This window comes from Segetibacter sp. 3557_3, from assembly GCF_004354985.1.
Lineage (GTDB): Bacteria > Bacteroidota > Bacteroidia > Chitinophagales > Chitinophagaceae > Segetibacter.
Window position 1 is genome coordinate 37,302 of sequence record NZ_SMSK01000016.1, and the last position, 22,958, is coordinate 60,259.

Annotated in this window: 11 protein-coding genes; 7 read left to right on the forward strand and 4 right to left on the reverse strand. The window is 46.4% G+C overall.

From position 1 onward, the window contains the following. Nucleotides 1-6: 6 nt before the first annotated feature. On the reverse strand, nt 7-3,789 hold the full coding sequence (locus EXU57_RS19580) for a hypothetical protein (protein WP_133269950.1): 3,783 nt from the start codon (nt 3,787-3,789) through the stop codon (nt 7-9). Nucleotides 3,790-4,496: 707 nt separating this feature from the next. Between EXU57_RS19580 and EXU57_RS19585 the strand changes: the two genes are divergently transcribed. The 5 genes from EXU57_RS19585 (at nt 4,497) to EXU57_RS19605 (ending at nt 15,483) form a co-directional block, all read left to right on the forward strand. After that, a complete protein-coding gene (locus EXU57_RS19585) occupies nt 4,497-6,236 on the forward strand; it encodes a GMC oxidoreductase (protein ID WP_133269951.1) in 1,740 nt (579 codons plus the stop codon). Nucleotides 6,237-6,259: 23 nt separating this feature from the next. Then, complete coding sequence (locus tag EXU57_RS19590) at nt 6,260-6,901, forward strand: gluconate 2-dehydrogenase subunit 3 family protein (protein ID WP_133269952.1); 642 nt, start codon at nt 6,260-6,262, stop codon at nt 6,899-6,901. A 1,142-nt stretch (nt 6,902-8,043) separates the two neighbouring features. After that, complete coding sequence (locus EXU57_RS19595; RefSeq protein ID WP_133269953.1) at nt 8,044-12,096, forward strand: HYR domain-containing protein; 4,053 nt, start codon at nt 8,044-8,046, stop codon at nt 12,094-12,096. Between the two features lie 429 nt (nt 12,097-12,525). Then, nucleotides 12,526-13,761 (forward strand): metallophosphoesterase, encoded by a 1,236-nt coding sequence (locus EXU57_RS19600; RefSeq protein ID WP_133269954.1) that lies wholly within the window; start codon nt 12,526-12,528, stop codon nt 13,759-13,761. A 228-nt stretch (nt 13,762-13,989) separates the two neighbouring features. Then, a complete protein-coding gene (locus EXU57_RS19605) occupies nt 13,990-15,483 on the forward strand; it encodes a M28 family peptidase (protein WP_207955542.1) in 1,494 nt (497 codons plus the stop codon). Nucleotides 15,484-15,731: 248 nt separating this feature from the next. On the opposite strand, the gene EXU57_RS19610 is transcribed toward EXU57_RS19605, so the two are convergent. From EXU57_RS19610 to EXU57_RS19620, 3 genes are all read right to left on the reverse strand, one after another. Next, on the reverse strand, nt 15,732-16,760 hold the full coding sequence (locus EXU57_RS19610; RefSeq protein WP_133269955.1) for a hypothetical protein: 1,029 nt from the start codon (nt 16,758-16,760) through the stop codon (nt 15,732-15,734). Nucleotides 16,761-16,764: 4 nt separating this feature from the next. Further along, nucleotides 16,765-17,142, reverse strand: a complete 378-nt coding sequence (locus tag EXU57_RS19615; protein WP_133269956.1) for a hypothetical protein — start codon at nt 17,140-17,142, stop codon at nt 16,765-16,767. A gap of 238 nt (nt 17,143-17,380) precedes the next feature. Next, a complete protein-coding gene (locus EXU57_RS19620) occupies nt 17,381-17,980 on the reverse strand; it encodes an RNA polymerase sigma factor (protein WP_165958209.1) in 600 nt (199 codons plus the stop codon). A gap of 140 nt (nt 17,981-18,120) precedes the next feature. Between EXU57_RS19620 and EXU57_RS19625 the strand changes: the two genes are divergently transcribed. Both EXU57_RS19625 and EXU57_RS19630 read left to right on the forward strand, forming a co-directional pair. Beyond that, a complete protein-coding gene (locus tag EXU57_RS19625; RefSeq protein WP_133269958.1) occupies nt 18,121-19,377 on the forward strand; it encodes a FecR family protein in 1,257 nt (418 codons plus the stop codon). 234 nt (nt 19,378-19,611) lie between these two features. After that, nucleotides 19,612-22,953 (forward strand): SusC/RagA family TonB-linked outer membrane protein, encoded by a 3,342-nt coding sequence (locus tag EXU57_RS19630; RefSeq protein ID WP_133269959.1) that lies wholly within the window; start codon nt 19,612-19,614, stop codon nt 22,951-22,953. Nucleotides 22,954-22,958: the final 5 nt, after the last annotated feature.

The window sequence follows — 22,958 nt, forward strand, 5'->3', positions numbered from 1 at the left end:
GTATCCCTATTGCTGAGTTGCCTGTTGCGTTTTCCTGTAGGCCCGTAGGTATTTTTTGTCGCTTTTTAAACCAGTTCCCGTTGCAAGTCCGCTGAGTGTAGTCTTAACCAGGTAGTTTAGAAAAGACCGGTCTGGCAGGCGTTTGAAATAGACCAGGCTCTTATCGCCCCTTGCATGCTTCTTTAGTATAAAAGTGTTTATTACAAAGTTGATCAATTTGTTCTTGAATGATTTTTGCGCAGGCTTTCCATCCTGAACGGTTTGCATTTTTAGATGATGATAATAGAGCTTCATGGTTCCAAATGCAAGCTCATCATTTGCATCAGCTTCAAGGAAGGCAGAGTCGAGCACGCCTGAAGTAAAGCTGATGTTTGATAGCGGTGTTACGATTGTGTTGAAAATCTTAAAAGGTGCCTGGCCTGCTTTGACCTTAAGTTTGAAGCCCCATCCCGGATCGGTATACGATTGGGTTACGGCAACCTGTAGGGGCAAGGTGTCCATAAGAAAGCCATTAACATTGATTCGCAACGAGTCGATGCTGTTTGTTGATTGGTTGCTAAAGTCGCTGATGCCGCCGTTTAAACGGGTAATGACCAACCTGCCATCCTTCCGAGAACTGGAATCTTTTTCGGTGTAAGTAACGTGCCCGTCGCGAACATTGATGTTTTTGATGTGAACAGGTGAACTGATCCCCATGATCAGGGTCGCGGGTAAGAGTTTAATCCTGCCAGCATTAAAGGGTAAAATTTTGTCCTTGTAAATGTTGATCTGCGGGCGCGTAATCGTAACCCCATCTGCATAAAACGAGTTTTCCTGTTCATATCGATCAGCATCAAATCCTTCGATTGTTAACCCTCCTGCCGCTAAAGTGATATAGTCACCGCGGTATTTGGCTTTGGCAAGTGTAGCTTCCAGCGATAGGCTTGGTTTGTACACAAATGAGTCAACGTGCAACTGGTTTGACTTACTGGAGTATGCTGCATTATACCATTTCAGGTGCCTCGTGCTGTCCATGTATTCGCCCCCGGGAACCTTGATCCACCCTGCAGGGTTTTTTCTAAGCAGACCTGCCAGGTCAGTAAGATCATCTGAGCCCAGGTTGAGGTTACCGGCATAGAATTCATTGAACCGGAAACCTTTCAGCTTTTGTTGGTTGGCCAGCCCACTTTTACTCTCGAGGGTGAGTTCTTTTATGAGCCCGTTCCACTTGAGCCCCCCCTCGTGTTTGCGGAACCGGATGTTGGCGAGATCGATGTCGAGTTTCCCGCTGTCAAGGGCAAATCGCTTTTGATCTTTTGTGATGCTGGCAGTAGAAAGCTGCACGAGAAAAGATGCGGCAGACGAACTATCTGCTGATATTATCATATCGCGGCCACGTATGACGCTGTTAGCAGCGTATGGTAATTGCAGGTGATAAGCAGTGTCGTTTTCACCCGATCGGATATCCAGCTCAGGGCTTTTAATTTCAAGGTCTTCTATGCCGATATAAGGAAACACGTTAGCGCCAATTTGTGCGTTTGTCTTATGCGTTTCAACCATCACCTTTGGCTGGTCAACTTCCATTTTGCTAAACAGGAACCGGTTAGTTGGAAGCTCTCCAATGGAGGTGATAAACCTGATATCAGGAGCTGTGATGTTGATTTTTTCTCCTGGTGCATCGTTATCAATCTGTACTTCTTTAAGGTAGGACGGGTTGCCGCTTGAAATTTTATATTCTTTTGATCTTACCGTAAAATTCCCGGCCTGCAAAGCAAGGTTTTTGCCATCGAGCAGGAGTTTGCGAACCGTAAGCGGTTGATCACCCTGCTTTACAATTGATGATGCTTCGAGCGTATTAACAAAACCCGAAACTGTTGTAGCATCGCCGATAAGGTCGAATTGGGTGTTGTTGCCCGAGATGTCGGTGATGTTAATGTTGGTTTCCTTGTCGCGATTACCCGCACTCCCGCTGCTTTTTAAGGCGACCGAGGCACTTTTCCAGTGCAGGCCATCAATTTCTATATTATTTCCGTCGTTATCAAACTGAAGGTTGTCTAAGAGTACCCCGTTAATTGTTGCCCGTACCGCATCGTCTTTGCCCGATATCTTCAATCGATCGGCATAAACCAGCTTATTGCCCGTATACCTTGCGTTCTCAAGCTGCGCTGTGAGTCCTTTTATGTGAATTGATCCATCCGAAAAGCTGAGCCGGTCAACAGCATTCTGCAGGCCCTGGCGATTCTTTGATTGCAGCAATCTGTCGCTGGATATACTCAGGTCTACGTTCCTGAAGTTCAGCGCTGTGGAAACCCCAGTTCTGAACTTTACGTCTCCATGTTCAACGATAATCCGGTTCAGCGTCATCAGATTATCCATACTCTGGAGAGAGTTAAAAATGTTAGTGCGTTTGCCTGGAACATTCTTACTCATCCGCGAGTATATGATTACGGGATTCCTGAGGTACGCAGCTTCCGCTACGAGGTTCTGATCAAAAATCAGTTGGTACCAGTCTACACTGGTCAGTTCGAAATAAGGAATGGTGAAGTTCCGGTAACTTTTTTGCCGGGATTTGCCGGGTGTAGTCAGAACGGAAAAATTATTCAGCACAACCTTGTCGTTTAAAAAGTGCAGGCTGTCGAATTTATAAGTGGTCGAACTGTCGTGGTTATACAGGTGATAATCCCGTACGGTCATATCAAATCGTTCAACGGACACCGGTACGGACGAGTCGGGCTTTATCCGCAAGCCGCGCATGGTAAAGTCGTCTTTGTTTGAATTGGAAAGCGATGTTTTGCGCTTGCCATTGATCTCGAGGTGAATGCCGGCATTACGAACGCCTACGAAAGCAAGGTCGAGGTTTCCCGTAAGCTCTTTAAGAATTTTATCAGGATCAGGAACCCCGCTAGTTCGCCGCGCCGCGTCGGAGCGGAACAAGTTGATGTCGAAGAAAGGATCTTCGCAATACACAGAGTCGGCCTTAATCACATTATACCGTTCCATTGCATTAAGGTCAACCCCAAGCAGCGACAGCTTTTTAAAAAATATCCGGTAACTGCTTTTTGCGCTGTCACTTGAGCGAGCAGTAAGGGTGCAGCTGTCTAATTCTATCCGTTGGCGGAATAGCTGGAGTTTAAATTTCTTAAAGGAGATTTTGTTTCTTCCGCCCGGGAGAAAGATTTCCTGGTTGTCGGTTTTCAACTCAACAGACTGATCCGTTGAGGATACAACCCTTTTTTTTGCCGTCTTAAGGTTCCTGGAAAGGTCAAGGTAAATCCTGTTCATCGTAACCGGGTTTGATCCCGGTTTCATCTTATTCACGAGGCTTATGCTTGCATTATTGATGCTTATTTTCCGGATGCCGAATTCGTCAAGCGCATCCAGCATGCTATTATAAAGTTTGCCCATTTCCTGGGGTAACGAAAGCTCGTCTTTGGCCTGCCGTTGCGCGGTATCTTTTCGCCACTGGAAAACCTCGATTACGGGGTTGTGCAGTTGAATGGTGTCTAACAACAACTGGTTACGCAATAAAAGCGGCCATACCGACGCAACCCGGAGTTTGAGGTGATTAAACCTGATATGGTAGGTAATCGGTTGAGTAAGGGTATCGGTACTAACGATATCAGCCTCGTTGATCTGGATGGTATTTGATAAAAAGGCAAACTTCAATTCCGATAATTCAAGCTTCAAGCTGCCCTTCGACTTTTCGGCAATAAAGTTCCGGATTACACCCCTTGCATTTGAAACAAACCAAAGCTGAAAACCCAATACGCTTACAGCAATAATACCTGCAGCGATCAGGACAATTTTCAATATTCGTTTGGAAGAAGGTGATTGGATAATGTTCTTTTTAGGCTGGATAAAGTTAGGTGCAAATCGGTCAGTCCGTTTTGGCTATGTTCCCAATGTGTTCGTATTTAACGTTATGCTCTACATATTTGTTTTTGAGCGCTCCACTTCCCTAACCGTTGCTTTTCGCGTTTAAGTATTCCTGGCGAAACAAAACATGCCGCTTCGCTACAGCTTCAGGATACCTCATGCAATGACCTTCCTATAGCCTGACCTCGGTTCATCAGCGCAGTGTTAGCCAGTTTTCTTAGCTACGGAAACCTGTCCTGGTAATAAATCATTCAGCAGGCACAGGAAATTTTTCCAATCGGCAAAACCGCCTTACTTTACAAACGCATCAGCAGCCTGGCTCTAAACTTTCAGGCAGGTGCTGTTTGCCAAGCGAAATGGTAAACTAACAAGCCGAATACAAGATACCCGGTCCGCCCGGATATAATAACGTCTTCTTGTTAAACCGTTCTTTTTTGGGGACGAGCTGTAGATCAATTGTTGGACATCGTTGTGTCACTCACTTGTACAGGTATAACCAGATTGAGCAGGGATAGTTGAGGGCTTAAGCAACACGATGGTTCAGGTTAGATCATGCAAACACTTCGTACAACTTTATCCGCGCCAGCCACAAATAAGCGTGTAAGGCCAAAATCATAAACGATCTAATTACAAGCTGCTATATGGGTGATTTACAAATCAAGAAATCTTCAAAAGCTTACGACGTTGTTATTGTTGGTTCCGGTGCGGGCGGCGGCATGGCTGCTTACGTACTTGCAAACGCCGGGGTAAAGGTGTTGATGTTGGAAGCCGGCCCGTTTTTCGATCCGCGCCTGCATTCTGCACAATTCAGGTTTTCATATGAGTCACCCCGCCGCGGTGCGGGAACCAAAGTTCGTCCGTTTGGCGATTTCGATGCGGCTTTTGGCGGTTGGGAGCTCGATGGCGAACCTTACACTACAAAAGATGGTACAAAGTTCGATTGGTTCCGGTCGCGTATGCTTGGTGGCCGAACAAATCACTGGGGTCGAATTTCGCTTCGGTTTGGTCCGCACGACTTTCAACCAAACGATGGGGTCAGCGAGCGATGGCCGATCACATATGATGAGGTAAAACCATTTTACGATAAGGTAGACCGGTTGATTGGAATTTATGGTAGTGTGGAGGGCCTGGAGAATGAACCCGATGGCATATTTCTTCCACCCCCGAAGCCCCGCCTGCCTGAACTGTTCATCATGAAGGGTGCGGCCGCCGCAGGTGTGAAAGTCATCCCGGGGCGCGGTTCTGTACTTACGCAGGCGCTCCCGGGCAACAGCGACAGGGGAGCATGTTTTTATTGTGGCCAGTGTAATCGCAGCTGTAAGGTCTACGCCGACTTTTCCGCTTCGTCCTGCCTGGTGATCCCTGCCTTAAAGTCCGGTAATCTGGAGGTGATCTACAACGCTATGGTACGCGAAGTGCTTACCAACAAAGATGGTCTCGCAACCGGGGTATCATATGTAAGCAAAGACGATATGCAGGAATACCAGGTAAACGGCAAATCCGTCATTCTTGCTGCCAGCGCCTGTGAGTCGGCCAGGATCATGCTCAACTCAAAATCAAACGCGCATCCAAACGGACTGGCAAACAGCAGTGGCCTCGTGGGAAGGTACCTTCAGGACTCTACAGGTGCTTCTCAGGCCGGTATGCTGCCGCAGTTGCTTGATCGTAAGCGATACAATGAAGATGGCGCCGGAAGTATTCATATTTATGGTCCATGGATGCAGGATAACAAGAAACTGGATTTTCCCCGTGGTTACCATATCGAGTTTGGCGGTGGTATGCCAATGCCCGGGTATGGCTACGGCGCCATTGTGCCACGCTTAAACGGCACCCTGCCCGGTCGTGATGGCAAAATGAAAGACGGCGGTGGCTATGGCGCATCATTAAAAGACGACTATCGCCGGTTTTATGGAACCCAGTTTGGAATGGCAGGTCGTGGTGTTGGTATGGCCCGGTATGATAACTATTGTGAGATTGACCCAAATGTAGTGGACCGCTATGGTATACCCGTTCTGCGTTTTCATTACAAATGGAACAACGACGAGATCAACCAGGCGAAACATATGCAGGAAACATTCAGCCGGATCATACACGAAATGGGCGCTATTCCATTATCGCAGCAGCATGGTCCTGAAGACATGTGGGGACTTGAAGCGCCGGGAAGAATAATACACGAGGTGGGAACAGCAAGAATGGGTAACGACCTTAAGAAGTCTGTACTGAACAAGTGGTGCCAGGCACATGACTGTAAAAATCTTTTTGTGGTCGATGGTGCACCAACGGTACAGCAGTCCGACAAAAATGCTACCTGGACGATCCTTGCTTTGTCCATGCGCACATCGGAGTACATACTACAACAGAGCGGTAAGCAAAACATTTAATCGAAACTTGTAAACTACGCGATATGAACAGGCGGGAATCCTTAAAAGCATTGGGTATTGGTACACTTTCGGCTGGGGTGCTGATTGATGCTTGTAAGCCAAATGCAAAAGCAGACAATAAAGCTGGAGCAGATAATGGCATAGATGCTGAACGGCAGGTGTCAGAAATCGAGAAAGATAAGCGACTGAGGTCTGAAACTTTTTTTACCCCGCATGAAATGGCAACCATCACCATTCTCGGCGATATCATCATTCCCAAAGATGATCGTTCGGGCGGTGCCTCTGATGCTAAAGTGCCTGAGTTCATCGAGTTTATTGTAAAAGATATACCTGATCACCAACTGCCTATGCGTGGTGGACTGCGCTGGCTTGATGTGCAGTGTCTTAACAGGTATGAGAAAACATTTAAGGATTGCACTGCACAGCAAAGGATTGAGATGGTGGATCAGATTGCTTACCCGGCAAAAGCAAAACCGGAAATGCAACAGGGTGTAGCATTTTTCGACCGGATGAGAAGCCTTACAGCAAGTGGATTCTTTTCGAGCAAGATGGGCATCGAAGATCTTGGTTATGTTGGCAATCGGCCAAATCAATGGACAGGCGTACCCGCAGACGTTATCAAACAGTATGGATTAGAAAACGTCAATTTTGACTCAAAAGTTTAATTATCCATATCGCGGGCTAACTAAGTAAGGCAGTCCTTCATACGCAGGGGTTTTGCCGGAATAGAGAAGGGCAGATGGCGTATCCCGATGCTTGTCGTTTGTCATCCAACGACGCTGATGGAATAATGCCCGTTTGCTTGTTTGAAGATGCACAGGTTAAGCAACCAGCAAACATCAACAGTGGATGAACAATATGCTGGATGTATCCCACCTTGAATAAAACAGAGCATCTTTCCTGCTTACATTCCCTCGCACCTTTGCTACCGAATTGGCAAAGAGCCCAAGTTGTTAGACAAATCGCTCTTCAAATTACCGCTGACGGCAAGATGTATTACTTGCCGTTTTCGTTGGCTAAAAACCTGTACAAGCTTTTTTCAACCAGCATAGCTTGCAGTTTACCTTACTGACTCAGGAATCCAGGGTGCCTGAATACTGTTTAAGTTTATTCTTATCCCCTGGCAATAATTTGAAACAGTAGCATAAATATGCTATTGTTTTACATGTTTAGAATATGGATATTTACTATATGACTTTATGCTGTAGGAGTAATTGTTGCTGGACAAACACAGTATAGTTACCATGATAGCAAATTAAATTGCCACCAGTATTCTCCGGAAAAGCCATTCTGCCCATGCGCGGTTTAGGCATTTGCAGGTAATTACAATATCCAGGAAAGCAGGTTCTTTTCCAATGCCATGACCCTCCAATCACCTTAAGCCTAATCTATGCAAAATTTCTATCGACACTGTCATTCGCCCCCTCGTGCCTGAGCCATTCCATTGCCATTTAGTACCATTCCGGAATTAAGACTTCAACTCCCCGGAAGTCATTGTATAACCTTGCAGGCGGACGTATTTGTCCGAACAGGTTTCTATTGCCGGTAAGTAACCCCTTTCATCGCCCAATTTCATCTTACAGCATTGTCGCGGCGCCTAATTGACGCCGTTTGGCTATGCCATGCCTTACGATGTTTAGGTCAGTTTATCAACCCTTAAAAAACACAAGTGCTTACACCCAACTTTCACCTTAACCAGGGCCTGACCCACTCGCCACCTGTTGCGAAATTCTCATTTAAGTCCGTTTCAGAAAATGATTGCAGTTGATATCTGCACTATTCAATATTTCAGCTTAAACCTTAAAAAATGAGTACACTAATTCAACAAACTAAACCTTTAATGTTCAGCCTTGTGCCGAAGAAATTCTTTCTAAAGCTTACGGCTGTACCGGTGTTGCTGTTGTTGCAATGTTTTTATAGTATCAACAGTTTTGCCCAACTATCAACAACAACCTGTGGTTATAAGGTTGATGTTGTATCGTCATTTAACGGCGTAAATACAACAATAACCTATACCATAACCAATACGAATCCGGGCAACGGCAGACCCGGGACTTATAAAGATTTAAGTCATTGGGAATTTGTTTTAAATCCATGTATTCCGCCCAACAAGATTAAAGGTGGAGATGGGGATTACCATACCAATCCCAATGGCTCCTGCCTTGGTAACAATACCCCTATTATCAAGTTCGACAGGGGAACCTCGGGAACGAGGCCAACTACATATACCCTGGTTCTGGAAGGGAATTATAGCTTAATACTAACAGATGCGTATTTCAAAGCCGGAAACGATCCGTGTTGTAAGGGCCAGGTATATGCTCCCATATGTTGTAAGTTTGAAGTAACATGCCCGACCAACAAAAACCTGGGCACCTTTGACTGTAAAAATCTGAATACGATTCCGGGGCTACCTACAAGCCTGGATCAGTTGAAAAACAGTCCGTATAACATTGTAATTGGAACTAAAAATTGTGGTACTATCCGTTACAAAGCAAGCGACGACGGTACCCCAAATGTCTGCAGTCCAGCTAACCAGGTAATCACCCGGACCATCACGATCTGGGACGATTTAGATGGCGACAATCAGCAGGACTCTAACGAAGAGTTTGCTGTTTGTAAGTTTACTTATACCATTATTGCAGATAAGACCGCACCGGTAATCACCTGTGCAGGCAATAAGACAATCGAGTGTAATGCTACTGTGGTATTTGATCCGCCAACAGTTAAAGACGATTGTGATCAGGATCCAAAACTCACATACGAAGACAAAACGGATTATGGTAAATGTGGATATACCGTTACCCGTACATGGACAGCAAAAGACGACTGTGGAAACCAGTCCAGTTGCAGCCAGGTAATCACCGTTAAGGACACCAAGCCACCGGTAATCACCTGTGCAGGCAACAAAACGATCGAGTGTGGTACCCCTGTGGTATTTGATCCGCCAACAGTTAAAGACGATTGTGACCAGGATCCAAAACTCACATACGAAGACAAAACGGATTATGGTAATTGTGGATATACCATCACCCGTACATGGACAGCAAAAGACGACTGTGGTAATCAGTCTACTTGCAGCCAGGTAATCACGGTTAAGGACACCAAAGCACCGGTAATCACCTGTGCAGGCGATAAGACAATCGAGTGTAATGCTACTGTGGTATTTGATCCGCCAACAGTTAAAGACGATTGTGACCAGGATCCAAAACTCACATACGAAGACAAAACGGATTATGGTAAATGTGGATATACCGTTACCCGTACATGGACAGCAAAAGATGATTGTGGAAACCAGTCCAGTTGCAGCCAGGTAATCACCGTTAAGGACACCAAGCCACCGGTAATCACCTGTGCAGGCAACAAAACGATCGAGTGTGGTACCCCTGTGGTATTTGATCCGCCAACAGTTAAAGACGATTGTGACCAGGATCCAAAACTCACATACGAAGACAAAACGGATTATGGTAATTGTGGATATACCATCACCCGTACATGGACAGCAAAAGACGACTGTGGTAATCAGTCCAGTTGCAGCCAGGTAATTACTGTTAAGGATACCAAACCTCCGGTGATCACCTGCGTGCCAGACAGAACAATCGAGTGTGACGAAGCTGTCGTGTTTGATCCGCCAACTGTCACCGACGATTGTGATCGTAATCCTGAACTGACCTACACAGACAAGAAAGTATATCATTCTTGCGGATATACCATCACCCGTACGTGGATAGCTAAGGATGACTGTGGTAACCAGTCGACAGCCGACCAGGTAATCACCGTTAAGGACACCAAGCCACCGGTAATCACCTGTGCAGGCAATAAAACGATCGAGTGTGGTACCCCTGTGGTATTTGATCCGCCAACAGTTAAAGACGACTGTGATAAGGATCCAAAACTCACATACGAAGACAAAACTTCTTACGGTAAGTGTGAGTATACCGTTACCCGTACATGGACGGCAAAAGATGATTGTGGAAACCAGTCCAGTTGCAGCCAGGTAATTACGGTTAAGGATACCAAACCTCCGGTGATCACCTGCGTGCCAGACAAAACGATCGAATGTGACGAAGCTGTCGTGTTTGATCCGCCTACTGTCACCGACGATTGTGATCGTAATCCTGAACTGACCTACACAGACAAGAAAGTATATCATTCTTGCGGATATACCATCACCCGTACGTGGATAGCTAAGGATGACTGTGGTAACCAGTCGACAGCCGACCAGGTAATCACCGTTAAGGACACCAAGCCACCGGTAATCACCTGTGCAGGCAATAAAACGATCGAGTGTGGTACCCCTGTGGTATTTGATCCGCCAACAGTTAAAGACGACTGTGATAAGGATCCAAAACTCACATACGAAGACAAAACCTCTTACGGTAAGTGTGAGTATACCGTTACCCGTACATGGACGGCAAAAGATGATTGTGGAAACCAGTCCAGTTGCAGCCAGGTAATTACGGTTAAGGATACCAAACCTCCGGTGATCACCTGCGTGCCAGACAAAACGATCGAATGTGACGAAGCTGTTGTGTTTGATCCGCCTACTGTCACCGACGATTGTGATCGTAATCCTGAACTGACCTACACAGACAAGAAAGTATATCATTCTTGCGGATATACCATCACCCGTACGTGGATAGCTAAGGATGACTGTGGTAACCAGTCGACAGCCGACCAGGTAATCACCGTTAAGGACACCAAAGCACCTGTAATCACCTGTGCGGGCAATAAAACGATCGAGTGTGGTACCCCTGTGGTATTTGATCCTCCAACAGTGAAAGACGACTGTGATAAGGATCCAAAACTCACATACGAAGACAAAACAGATTATGGTAAATGCGGGTATACCGTTACCCGTACATGGACAGCAAAAGATGACTGCGGAAACCAGTCCAGCTGCAGCCAGGTAATTACGGTTAATGATACCAAAGCTCCGGTAATTACATGTGCACAAAACAAAACAATCGAGTGTAACGCTATCGTCGTCTTTGATCCGCCAACAGTAACAGACTGCGATCCGAACGTAGTGGTAAACTTTACAACAGCGGTTTCCGGCAATACGCACACACGTACCTGGACAGCAACCGATGCCTGTGGTAATAGCTCCAGCTGCAGCCAGGTTATCGTTGTTAAGCCATGCCCAACCGAGGGCTGCACACCAGGCTACTGGAAAAATCATCCTGAGGCTTGGGTGCGCACAGCTTACACAACAGGGCAGACACTTGAAAGTGTATTTAATGTGCCCAACAATTATGGCCTCGACAACGTGACTTTGGTTGATGCATTGGACGGTGGTGGAGGACCTGGAGTGGTAGGTGCAGCAAATACACTGCTCAGGGCTGCAGTAGCCGCACTGTTAAACGCTTCTCACAGTGGTGTTAATTATCCAAGGTCAACAACCGACATCATCAACGCGGTGAACGCAGCGCTTTCAAGTGGTGACAGGCAAACCATGCTTAACCTTGCAGGTGCATTGGATAGGGATAATAACCTTGGTTGCCCACTGAATAACAACAACGCTACGAGGACCATGGCCGTAACTTCAAACGTATCAGGGGTTGCACCACAGTCAATCGGTGCTGAAGCCAAATTATTGGCTCCACTTACCGCGTCGGCTTCTCCAAACCCTTTCAGTTCGAACATTCGATTTGTAGTTACAAGTTCAACTGGTGGAGACGGAAGCATCACAGTATACAATACACTTGGTCAGAAGCTCGCAGTAGTGTACTCCGGCAAGTTTGCTGCTGGTCGCTCTCAAACCATTTTGTACAATGTTCCGGCAACGTACCGTACAAATCTCTTCTACATCGTCAGAGTTGGGGAGAAGCAAGTCACAGGTAAATTGCTGCATGGCAAGTAAGTTTCTAATGCTTATGTGAATCAGGGGCTGCCTTTTTGGGCGGCCCTTTTTGTTTTTGGGCAACGTGTTTGGAACAAGCATGAGCTCCTGCCGATTTGCCGGCGAGTCACTCCCGATAACACCATGCTATTTAGTTCAGCGACTTTTGTTTAATCCAGGAGTATATTGATAGATGGCTGAGGTTTAGCCTTCCACACCAGCATAGCCGGCACCACATGCAGTGAACGAAGAACAAGCTTATCGCTTACTTTCGCGTATCTAAAATGGTTGCTTGCCCGATTTCGATGAACCATCTTCGGGCCTTTGCACAAGTGCACTGTACTACATTAAAGCTCCGGCAGGTTAATCCTTGATCGTTAGAATGTGAGATGAATTAGCAAAAAATAAAAAATCAATTTTGAACGCTTCGGCGCAGTTAACCAAAACGACATGATACAAAGGCTGGTACCAATAATCATCATCTGGGCTTTAGTTGACCTTTATTTTTTCCAGGCGGTTAAAACCGCAACCAACAACGTTTATGTTTGGTGGGCATACTGGTTATACGACATCCTGCTCGCAATTGTGATGATCTACATTGCTGCAATGCCGGCGGGTCCTTCCACCCAGCCAAGAGTTATTTTTTGGTTAATCGGGTTTATGTTGCTGTCGCTTGCTCCTAAACTTATCAGCCTACCGATATTGATTTTTGAAGACGCAGGGAGATTGCTTTGGTATGTTGGAAATTTCTTCCGCCGTTTGTTCTCGTCGGGAGAAAGCCAGGAGACGTTGCGGTATGCAGGCAGAAGAAAGTTTATCAGCCAGCTTGCCATCGGAATTGCTGCAATTCCATTTATTGGGTTATTGTATGGAATGATCAGGGGGAAATATGATTACCGGGTGCATAAGTTAAGCGTACGGTTTAAAGACTTACCGGATGCTTTTAATGGGTTTACCATTACCCAGTTATCTGATATTCATTCGGGCAGTTTCGACAGTAAGACCGATGTTGAACGGGGTATTGCATTGGCCAACGCTCAGAAAAGCGACATCTTCCTGTTTACCGGCGACCTGGTGAACAACAATGCCGATGAAATGACTCCCTGGAAAGAGAGCTTTTCTGCCCTTCGCGCACCCTATGGCCAATTTTCGGTGCTTGGCAACCACGATTACGGCGATTATCAACAGTGGGCTAGTGAAGCGGAGAAGGCAGCGAACCTTGTACGTTTAAAGCAGGTTCACCAGGAAATCGGCTTTAGACTGATGCTGAATGAAAGCCTGCAAATCAAAAAAGACGGCCAGCACATCAGCCTCATCGGTGTTGAAAACTGGGGCAAGGGTGGTTTTCATAAATATGGCGACTTAAATAAGGCAACGGCTGCAGTAGAAGACAACGACTTCAAAATTCTTATGAGCCACGACCCCTCGCACTGGGAAGCACAAACCCTGAACCACAACAAACACATACATCTTACCCTGGCCGGGCATACCCATGGTATGCAGTTTGGCATCGAAGTGCCGGGTTTTAAGTGGAGCCCGGTGCAATACGTATACCGGCAGTGGGCTGGTATCTATCAACGAAGTGAAAAGAAGCTGTATGTAAATCGTGGCTTTGGTTTCCTGGGTTACCCCGGAAGGGTCGGCATCCTCCCGGAAATTACGGTCATAACCCTTTTGAAAGCGTAAGGAACGTTATGGGGTATTGCCAGTGAACGCATGAAAGAAAATCGGGAACCCACGGCCAAAAGCACCCAGGGCAGGGGTAAAGTTTTTTGCCCGGTGCAATTGTTTGATCTTGTAAACCCGTGGTTTCTTTTGCGAAAAGGTTTGGCTTAGCAGCCTTGCAGAACCTTGCACAATGGCGCTGATGTGTTAATTTACCTTCTCCAAAGTTCTCCACCAAATGCACCCACTATGATGAGCAGAATTGTTCCGTTTGCAATATTCGTTTGTTTCGTTTTCTGCAGCAGCGCCCAAACTTCTAAGACTGGGGTTGTTAAAAGCGCCCCAGGCTTATCGGCCATCACCGAAAAGGACCTGAAAACGGATTTGTACGAAATGGCCGGCGACCACTTTCGTGGCAGGGAAGCAGGAACGGTTGATGAACTTAAAGCTTCCATTTGGTGGGCCGAAAAATTACGGGCCACCGGATTGAAACCTGCTGGTGACGATGGCACTTTTTTCCAATTTTTCAATATGAAGCGCGCAAGGATTAGCCAGGCAAGCAGAGTAAGTATCGGTGATCAAACGCTTGAATTGTGGAAGGACGTGCTGGTGGCACAAACCGTTCCCGCTGTTATCAGTGCCCCGATCATCTATGCCGGTTCAGGAACAACTTCAGAACTGGACAAACTTGATCTCAAAGGCAAAGCGGTTGCGCTAAAGGTGTCTGCTGATGGGATCAATTTAGCTGTTTCACTTCCGGAACGCAGGTATCCGGGATATGTATTGCGCAAGTACGGAACGGCATTATATGCGCAGGGAGTTGCAGCTATCATTTTTATTGCCGACGAAATGGGAGAGATGAGCTGGAGCCAGGTTGTTCCTGCCTTAAGTCGCGGATCATACGATGTTGATGCGGGGACAAGTGCAGCCGTTGTACCAAGACCTCCGGTATTCTGGGTTCATGCGGGTGCATTGGATATGATACGGTCAAACGGTGCAATGTTGAAAGCCGAAATCGAAGTAGAACGGTTTGACTATCCCTCGGTGAACATTGTTGCAACCATTGATGGGAGCGATCCTGTGCTTAAAAAAGAGTTTGTTTTATATAGTGGCCATACCGACCATGATGGTGTGCGTCAACCATATGGCAACGACAGTATATATAACGGGGCCGACGACAATGCGACCGTCAACGTGGCATTGCTAGCTATTGCCCGTGCCTTAAAAAGAAATCCTGGTAAACGATCAGCACTGTTTGTCTGGCATGGTGCAGAAGAGCGGGGCCTGCTCGGTTCGAAATGGTTTGCTAGCAACCCGACCGTTCCGGGAAAATCGATTGTAGCGGTACTCAACGGCGATATGATTGGCTACAATAACCCGGACAGTGCAGCCTTATTGGGTATGCAGCCACCACACCGCAACTCTTCTGAACTCGTAACTGCTGCGGTTAAGGCGAATAATGACGGCCCGCGTTTCAAGCTGGATACGCTTTGGGATAAACCAGAGCATGTTGAAGGCTGGTATTTCAGGAGCGATCACCTCTCTTATGCGCGTGCGGGTTATCCGGCAATATTTTATACCACCTTGTTGCATCCACTGTACCATACGCCGATGGATGAACCAAAAATCATCGACATCGCTAAACTCAGGCGCATGACTGAGTGGATGTACCGCACAGGCTGGACAATCGCCAATGCTCCTCGCAGACCTGGGATTGACCCCCATTTCAAACTGGAACGTTGATTAACCGTAAGCCGCACGGTTTGATTAGTAAATTATAGAAACAGTGAGATCGTGCGGCTCCGCATACCATCTCACCGGCAATAACCAAATTGCTCACGCCCACACTCGCTTAATATCAGCATGCTTTTAGGGTTTAGGTGCTGCTTGTATTCGTGAATTGCTAAACTAATCCTTGAACGCTTTACTTGATAAAAAATCATAACCGTGGTGGAACCGTATGCTGTAAATCCAGGTAATGAGACAGCTATCTACCGGGCGATTTGCCCAAGGGTAGGTAATACCAGTTTTACGGTAAGCCCGAGGTTAACCCTATCGATAAACTTTGAACCGGGTGACAACTTGTTGGTAAGGTCGTCGGATTGGAAGAATACACCACCAAACAGTTTGCCTTTTGGGAAGGCATAAAAGCCTACCCCGGCTTTATACAAATGCTGTTGTTGAAAATCATTCCGCCTGCCGAAAAGGTGAAATGCATATCGGGTAGCGTCGGAGTTTTGGGTGAGTACATGTACCAGGTCGAGGCTGTAGGTATTTAAGGTGTAAGTATCATAGTTTCCCGTAAAAGCAGTTACCTCTCTTTCAAAGGTGCGTACCGTTTGACCCGATGGATCCGAAGTTACCCGTGCCTGGTTGTACTTGATTGTGCCAAGGTCATCGATATTATTCACCTTTGAATTGTCCCATGAGAGCCCGATTGAAGTAGCGCCATTAACCAATACGGTATAAGCCACTTGAAGGGTTTGTCCCCTGAAGGTTTCTGTTGCAAGCTGTTGTTCGAAGGGCCGAGTTTCATCGTACAACTTATACTTCGCTGCCTTAAGGCCGAGTCGCAAAGTGAACCAGTCCTGCACAGTGGCATTATTAAAATAGTACTTCACTGTTTCTCCTGACCGGTCCGACCGGTCAACTGTGCCAAACAGCAGCGACCGGTGTCCGATTAGCAGGTCTCCCGAAGTTCCTGGAGTAAATGTGCCGTTGCTGAACAGGTTTGATAAACCGCTTTCCGCTGACGCCCGAACATCCACTCCACAATAGAACCGGTTCCACCGACCAATCCTTGTCCGGTCGTTTTTGGCCGGTGCAGCAGATTGCGCATAATAGTATTGAAATCTTAGACTGCTGTTCGCGGTGTTGATTCCAAAAAATCCCTGCGGTGCAATGATTGCCGTTTTGCCATCCGCGTCTTCAAATATTGGCTGGAAGGTTTGCGCCCTGGTTGCTGCGACTAATGCAAAACAGCAGGCTAACGATGCTATTGTTCTTATAACTAATGACATGATATTAGATTTTTAATGATCCCCTCGCGACAGAAAATCCCTTTTCAATTTGTCCTTGAATAGGCGGTGTGGTCACATCCTTTTCGTTGACGGTGATCTTTAGTGTCCACGGTGTTTTGTTCCACCCTGAGCAATGAACGAAATAGTCGAGTTCTCCGTCAATAGGAAAGTTTGTGATTACGGTACGATAGGTATTGTCGAGCGTTTTTGTCAATGGAATTATATACCCTTCCAACTTAAAAACCTCGAGGTTCGCCTCTGTACTGAGCTCTACATTTATCTTATTTGTTGTTTCAATTGCGGCTATCGGTGCAACCGTCTCCTTATTGCCGGGCTCATTGCCGGATTGTTTCTTTAATGCTGTTGAACGCTGCTTTGCCATGAAATATTGATTTTGGATCTGAATAAGCTTCTGTTATGCCCACCAAAAATAAAGGGTAGTTGAACGACCCATATGAAAAGAAGTCAATACTAAAGTTATCATCTTAATTGGTTACCTGGTAATCTCAGTTGCTCGTTTGGGTCGGTTCACTACCAGTATTTAAAAGTTTTCTCTCCCGGCAATAGGCGATTTAAAAATGAATACCCCATACCTATTTAGTCATGCCTGCAATTAGTTTTTAATTTCCTGAACCGGGCAAACACAGTGCAGTAAAAATAATTAGCTCCCCGTTCCTGCGGACATATTCATGCAGGAAACGATTTGCTTTTACAATATGGTCGCTTATGGTAGACTTTGAAATACCGAGTTCAATACTGATTTGATCATAAGTCCAGCCTTCAAGTTTGCTTAGTTTAAAAACCAGTCGCCGCTGCCTGGGAAGGGTATCGAGTAATGCGTTTAATAAAAAATCATTTTCCTTTTTTTCGAGACTGTTCACCACAGCTTGTTCTCCGACATCGATGCTGTCGCGCAGTTGTACATAGAGCTTCCTATCCCTTGCGGCTTTTCTAAAAAAGTCGTAAACAAGGTTGGTTGCAATTTTAAAGAGGAAGGGTTTAAGCGGCAGGCCTGCCTGCACCTGATTTCGAGAGGACCATAACCTGATAAATGACTCCTGCAGCAGTTCTTCCGCAATCGACGCTGATCGGGTTAGTCGTTGCAGGCTTTTGTAAAGTGCTTCGCTATAGTGGCGATAAATTTCTTCAAAAGCTTTTTTGTCACCCTGTGTGAACCGTAACACCAATATACTTTCGATATCGTTGGAATGATTAATCAAGATTAATATGCTGGTTTAAACGATTGCTTTCATTAAAACGGTTAGCGGGATTTTAGCCGATGTGATATTTTAAAAAAAAAGTTTGTGACAGAGCAGAGGAAAATTATTTCCAATTCGTATTCATGATATAGCAAGCGTGCATGAACAACCAAATCAATGAAGCCTTCAGCAGGTTTCTTAGCAAGGAATGCAGACCGGAAGATATAAATATTCTGCTGAAATATGTAGCATCCGACGACAACGACACTGAATTAAAGCAACTTATTCTCCAATCCTTCTATGATAAAAAGCCGGCACTGGAACACCTCCGGAAAACAGAACCGGATTACGATGACGTGTTTAACAGGATTCGCGAGAAAATACACCAAAACGAACCGGATCAGGTTCCGGTTAATGATTCTAACGACACTCCATCAGTAGGCCGTTTGCGTACTACCCGTAAGTGGTACATGCTTGCCGCCGCAGTGTTCCTGTTTGCCTTATTATTTGTATACCTGTTGGTTGACAACAGGACCGGGGCATCGGCGGATATGGCTCGCCAAACGAAATATAAAAACGACGTGGAACCCGGCGGAAACAGGGCAACGATAACGCTTGCTGATGGGCGCACGATTGTGTTAGATACACTAACTACTGGTTCAACTACCGCACAAGGTGATGCAAGTTTTTCAAAAACAAATGAGGGTCAGCTTGAATTTTCGACCAGCGAAAATCGTGAGCAGCCATTGCAATATAATGTGCTTTCCACGCCCCGGGGCGGTATGTACCGCTTGGTGTTATCAGATGGAAGCACCGTATATCTAAACGCTGCTTCGTCGATTAAGTTCCCGGTTAGTTTTGGTGCCGGCGAAAGGGTTGTAGCGCTGACCGGTGAGGCCTATTTTGAGGTTGCATCCTCAACACTGGACAATGGCAAAAGGAGGCCTTTTCTTGTACAGGTTAGTTCGGGCGAAGCTGATGATAAGATGCAGATTGAAGTTCTTGGAACGCATTTCAATGTTATGGCTTATGCAAACGAAGCAAGGATGCAAACGACCCTATTGGAAGGTGCCATTAAAGTAGCGGCCGAAGGGGGCAATGCAACCTTGAAACCCGGGGACGAACTGCAGGTAGATCACCAGGGCATGCGTACCAAACACGGAATAGACACCAAAGAAGCGGTACCGTGGAAAGATGGTTTGTTCCGGTTTGAGGGTGCTGATATTGTCGCTGTGATGCGCCAGGTAGAACGATGGTATGATGTAGAGGTAGCTTATAAAGGTTCCGTACTGCACCACTTTACCGGCGAGGCACATCGGAGCAGGAATTTGTCGGAGCTTTTGAACGTACTGGAATCAACGGGAAAAGTAAAGTTTGAAATTGATGGGCGCCGCGTAATGGCAATGCCACAAGAATAATTTAGCGAGGCTGCTTTTGTTGTGTAAACGGGTATAGCGTATTGACTTGCTGCGTAAAGAAAATGCAGTACAAGAGTGCGACGCAAGGCTGTTCAATAGCAGCACTTCAGATGGGTACAAAAGAATCGGTTTTCCCTAACAAGATTGTTTGTCTTGCGCTGTAACGAACAGCAATATGATGTGCATTGGTCAGCTGTTTAAATGGTATAATGTTTAACCCTAATAATATCAAGTATGCACCTAAACCCTGGATTGCGCCTACCACGGAAGTGGAAGGATAAACCCGCAAAAGCCCTGTTGATTCTGCGATTTGTAGTATTGCTCACGTTTGCTGGATCGTTAAATGCAAGTGCAAAAGGCTATACACAAAAGATTACTTTATCAGAAAAAAATGCGTCGTTAAAAAAGATTTTCCGCGAGGTAAAAAAGCAAACCGGATTGTTATTTTTTTACACGGATGAACAACTTAGTGCCACTAAAACGGTGACAATCGATGTTAAGGATGCAAGTATTGAGACCGTACTTGAGGCCTGCCTGAAAGATCAACGACTTACCTATACCATCGTAAATCAAACCGTTGTTATTAAGGATAAACAAGAGACGCAACGACCGGTAATATTCCAGGCGCCGATACCACCTCCCGAGGTGCGCGGTGTGGTGAGCGACGAGTCGGGAAAGCCATTAGCCGGTGTTTCAGTACTGGTGAAAGGTACAAAAAAGGGAACCAGCACGACTGCTGACGGCGCATTTATGTTAAGGGATGTTGAACCAAATGCAACCCTGGTGTTTAGCTCTGTAGGGTTTGAGACCACCGAACTTGTTGTTGGAGGGCGAACCGATGTAAGCCTGCGATTAAAGACAGCCGTAATGGGTTTGGATGAGACGGTAGTGATTGCCTATGGTACAACATCAAAGCGATTGAATACCGGTTCAGTTTCCAGCGTAAACAGCGAAACCATCGCCAATCAACCGGTAGCAGATCCGCTGTCGGCTTTGCAGGGCCGGGCGTCGGGGCTTATGATTACTTCGTCGAACGGACTTCCGGGATCGAGTTTCCAGGTGCGGATACGTGGCGAAAACTCGATGAAGCAGGGCAACGATCCGTTGTACATTATTGATGGTGTCCCGTTTTTTTCCACACCCATAAACATGTTTTCCGGAGCAAATGGTACACAGAGCCCCTTAAATAGTTTGAACCCGAACGACATTGAAAGAATAGACATTCTAAAAGATGCAGATGCAACGGCGATCTACGGATCACGGGGTGCAAACGGAGTGATCATCATTACTACCAAAAAAGGTAAGTCGGGCGAGAGCCAGGTAAACGTAAATGTATACACCGGGGTAAGCCGTGTTTCCAATAAGCTTGACCTGCTTAACACAGCACAATACCTGCAAATCCGGAAAGATGCCTTTCAGAACGATGGGGTTGCACCTACAGCCACAACGGCTCCCGACCTGCTGGTTTGGGATCAAAATGCATATACCGACTGGCAGGACCTCTTAATTGGAAATACGGCTAATGTAACCGAAGCACAGGTATCGTTTTCGGGTGGAACCTCCCAGACCCGTTTTGTATTTAGCGGAACCTACCGCAGGGAGACAACCGTGTTGTTAGGTGATTTCTCGTACAAAAAAGGTGGGGTGCATTTAAACGTTGACCATAGTTCGAAAGATGGAAGGTTTGGTGTTTCCGGATCGATGAATTATACGACAGACGACAATAACTCGGTGCCTACTGATGTATCGCAGTACATCTATCTTCCACCGAACTATCCGCTCAACAATCCGGATGGAAGCCTGTACTGGTTTGGGTCGGTTCAAAACCCGGTAGCTTACCTCAACAGAACTTATGAGACCAATAACAACAACCTGATCGGTAACAGTGTAATCCGGTACAACCTGTTGAAGGGCTTATCGATCCGGGCAAATCTTGGCTTTACGCAAACCAATATGAAACAGGTGCAAACCCTGCCGGCATCGGGTTTTAACCCTGTTACCTTTACCGGCAGCTCGAGCCAGTATGCAAACTCATCGGTTAAGTCGTACATCGTTGAGCCGCAGGCAGAATATAATACCAAAGCCGGCCCCGGAAGGTTAAACATACTGGCTGGTTTAAGCTGGCAGCAAAATGTTTCAGATGGTCAATATGTGCAGGGTACGGGGTATTCAAGTGATGCCCTGCTCAAGGATATGCTTTCCGCAGCAACGTTGTCGGTTCGGGGGTTCGACTACCGGCAGTACAATTACCAGTCAGCGTTTGGCCGGGTAAACTATAACCTGAACCAAACGTATATTGTTAACCTGACTTTCCGGAGGGATGGATCTTCCCGGTTTGGGCCAGGCAAGCAATTTGGAAATTTTGGTGCTGTAGGCGGAGCCTGGTTGTTCTCCAACGAAAAGTTTGCAGTTGCGAACCTTGGTTTTTTAAGTTATGGAAAACTCAGGGCCAGCTATGGGACAACGGGCAACGACCAGATCGGGGACTACCAATACCTTGATACCTGGGGCTCGACAAGTTTCCCCTATGGTGGCTTAAGCGGTCTTAGTCCGACAAGGGTTTATAATCCCGATTACAGTTGGGAAATCAACAAAAAACTCGAAGGGGCACTTGAGCTCGGATTTTTGAAGGACCGTATCCTGTTCACTGCCGGTTATTACCGCAACCGCTCTTCAAATCAACTGATCGGTTATACCCTGTCGCCACAGTCGGGGTTCAGTTCGTACACGGCAAACCTTCCGGCAACGGTGGAAAACTCAGGTTGGGAATTTGACCTGAACACCACAAATATCAAGAACAAAAATTTTAGCTGGAACACCAGCCTGAACCTGACACTGCCATCAAACAAGTTATTGGAATATCCCGGGCTGGCAGGTTCTGCAGATGCGGCGAGTTACGAAGTTGGTCAGTCGACAAGGATGATAAAAGGCTTTAAGTTTACCGTGGTAAACCCCACGACCGGGGTGCCGGAGTTTCTTGATGTAAACAAAGACGGTGTAGTAAGTAGTCCCGGCGATTATGTGGTGCTCGGCAAAACTATGCCACAACTATTTGGTGGCTTGTCGAACCAGTTGACTTATAAAAACCTGAGGCTCGACATCTTTTTTCAGTTCGTTAAGCAGGAGTCCATTACTGTAGATTGGGGCCCATTGGTAGGTGTACCCGGATCGATGAATAACAAGGACCTTTCGGTATTGCGGCGCTGGGCCAAACCTGGTGATGTTACCGACATACCAAGGGCTTCAGCCACTACGGCTAACGTAGCCAATACGGCTTATCGCAATTTTTACCGGACTTCTGATGCGGCCTGGGGCGATGCCTCTTACATCAGGTTGAAAAATGTTGCACTTGTTTACGATTTGTCGGCATTAACGGGCAAATGGAAAATGAGGGGAAGCAGCATTTATATACAAGGTCAGAACCTGATAACGATCACCAACTACAAAGGGCTCGATCCGGAAATCAATGGTTTCGACAGGAGATTTGTTTTCCCCATCAATCCATTTGGTTCGGTTCGCGCGCAGGCGATACCCGTACTAAAGACCGTTACCATTGGCCTGAAACTAACGTTGTAATCAAC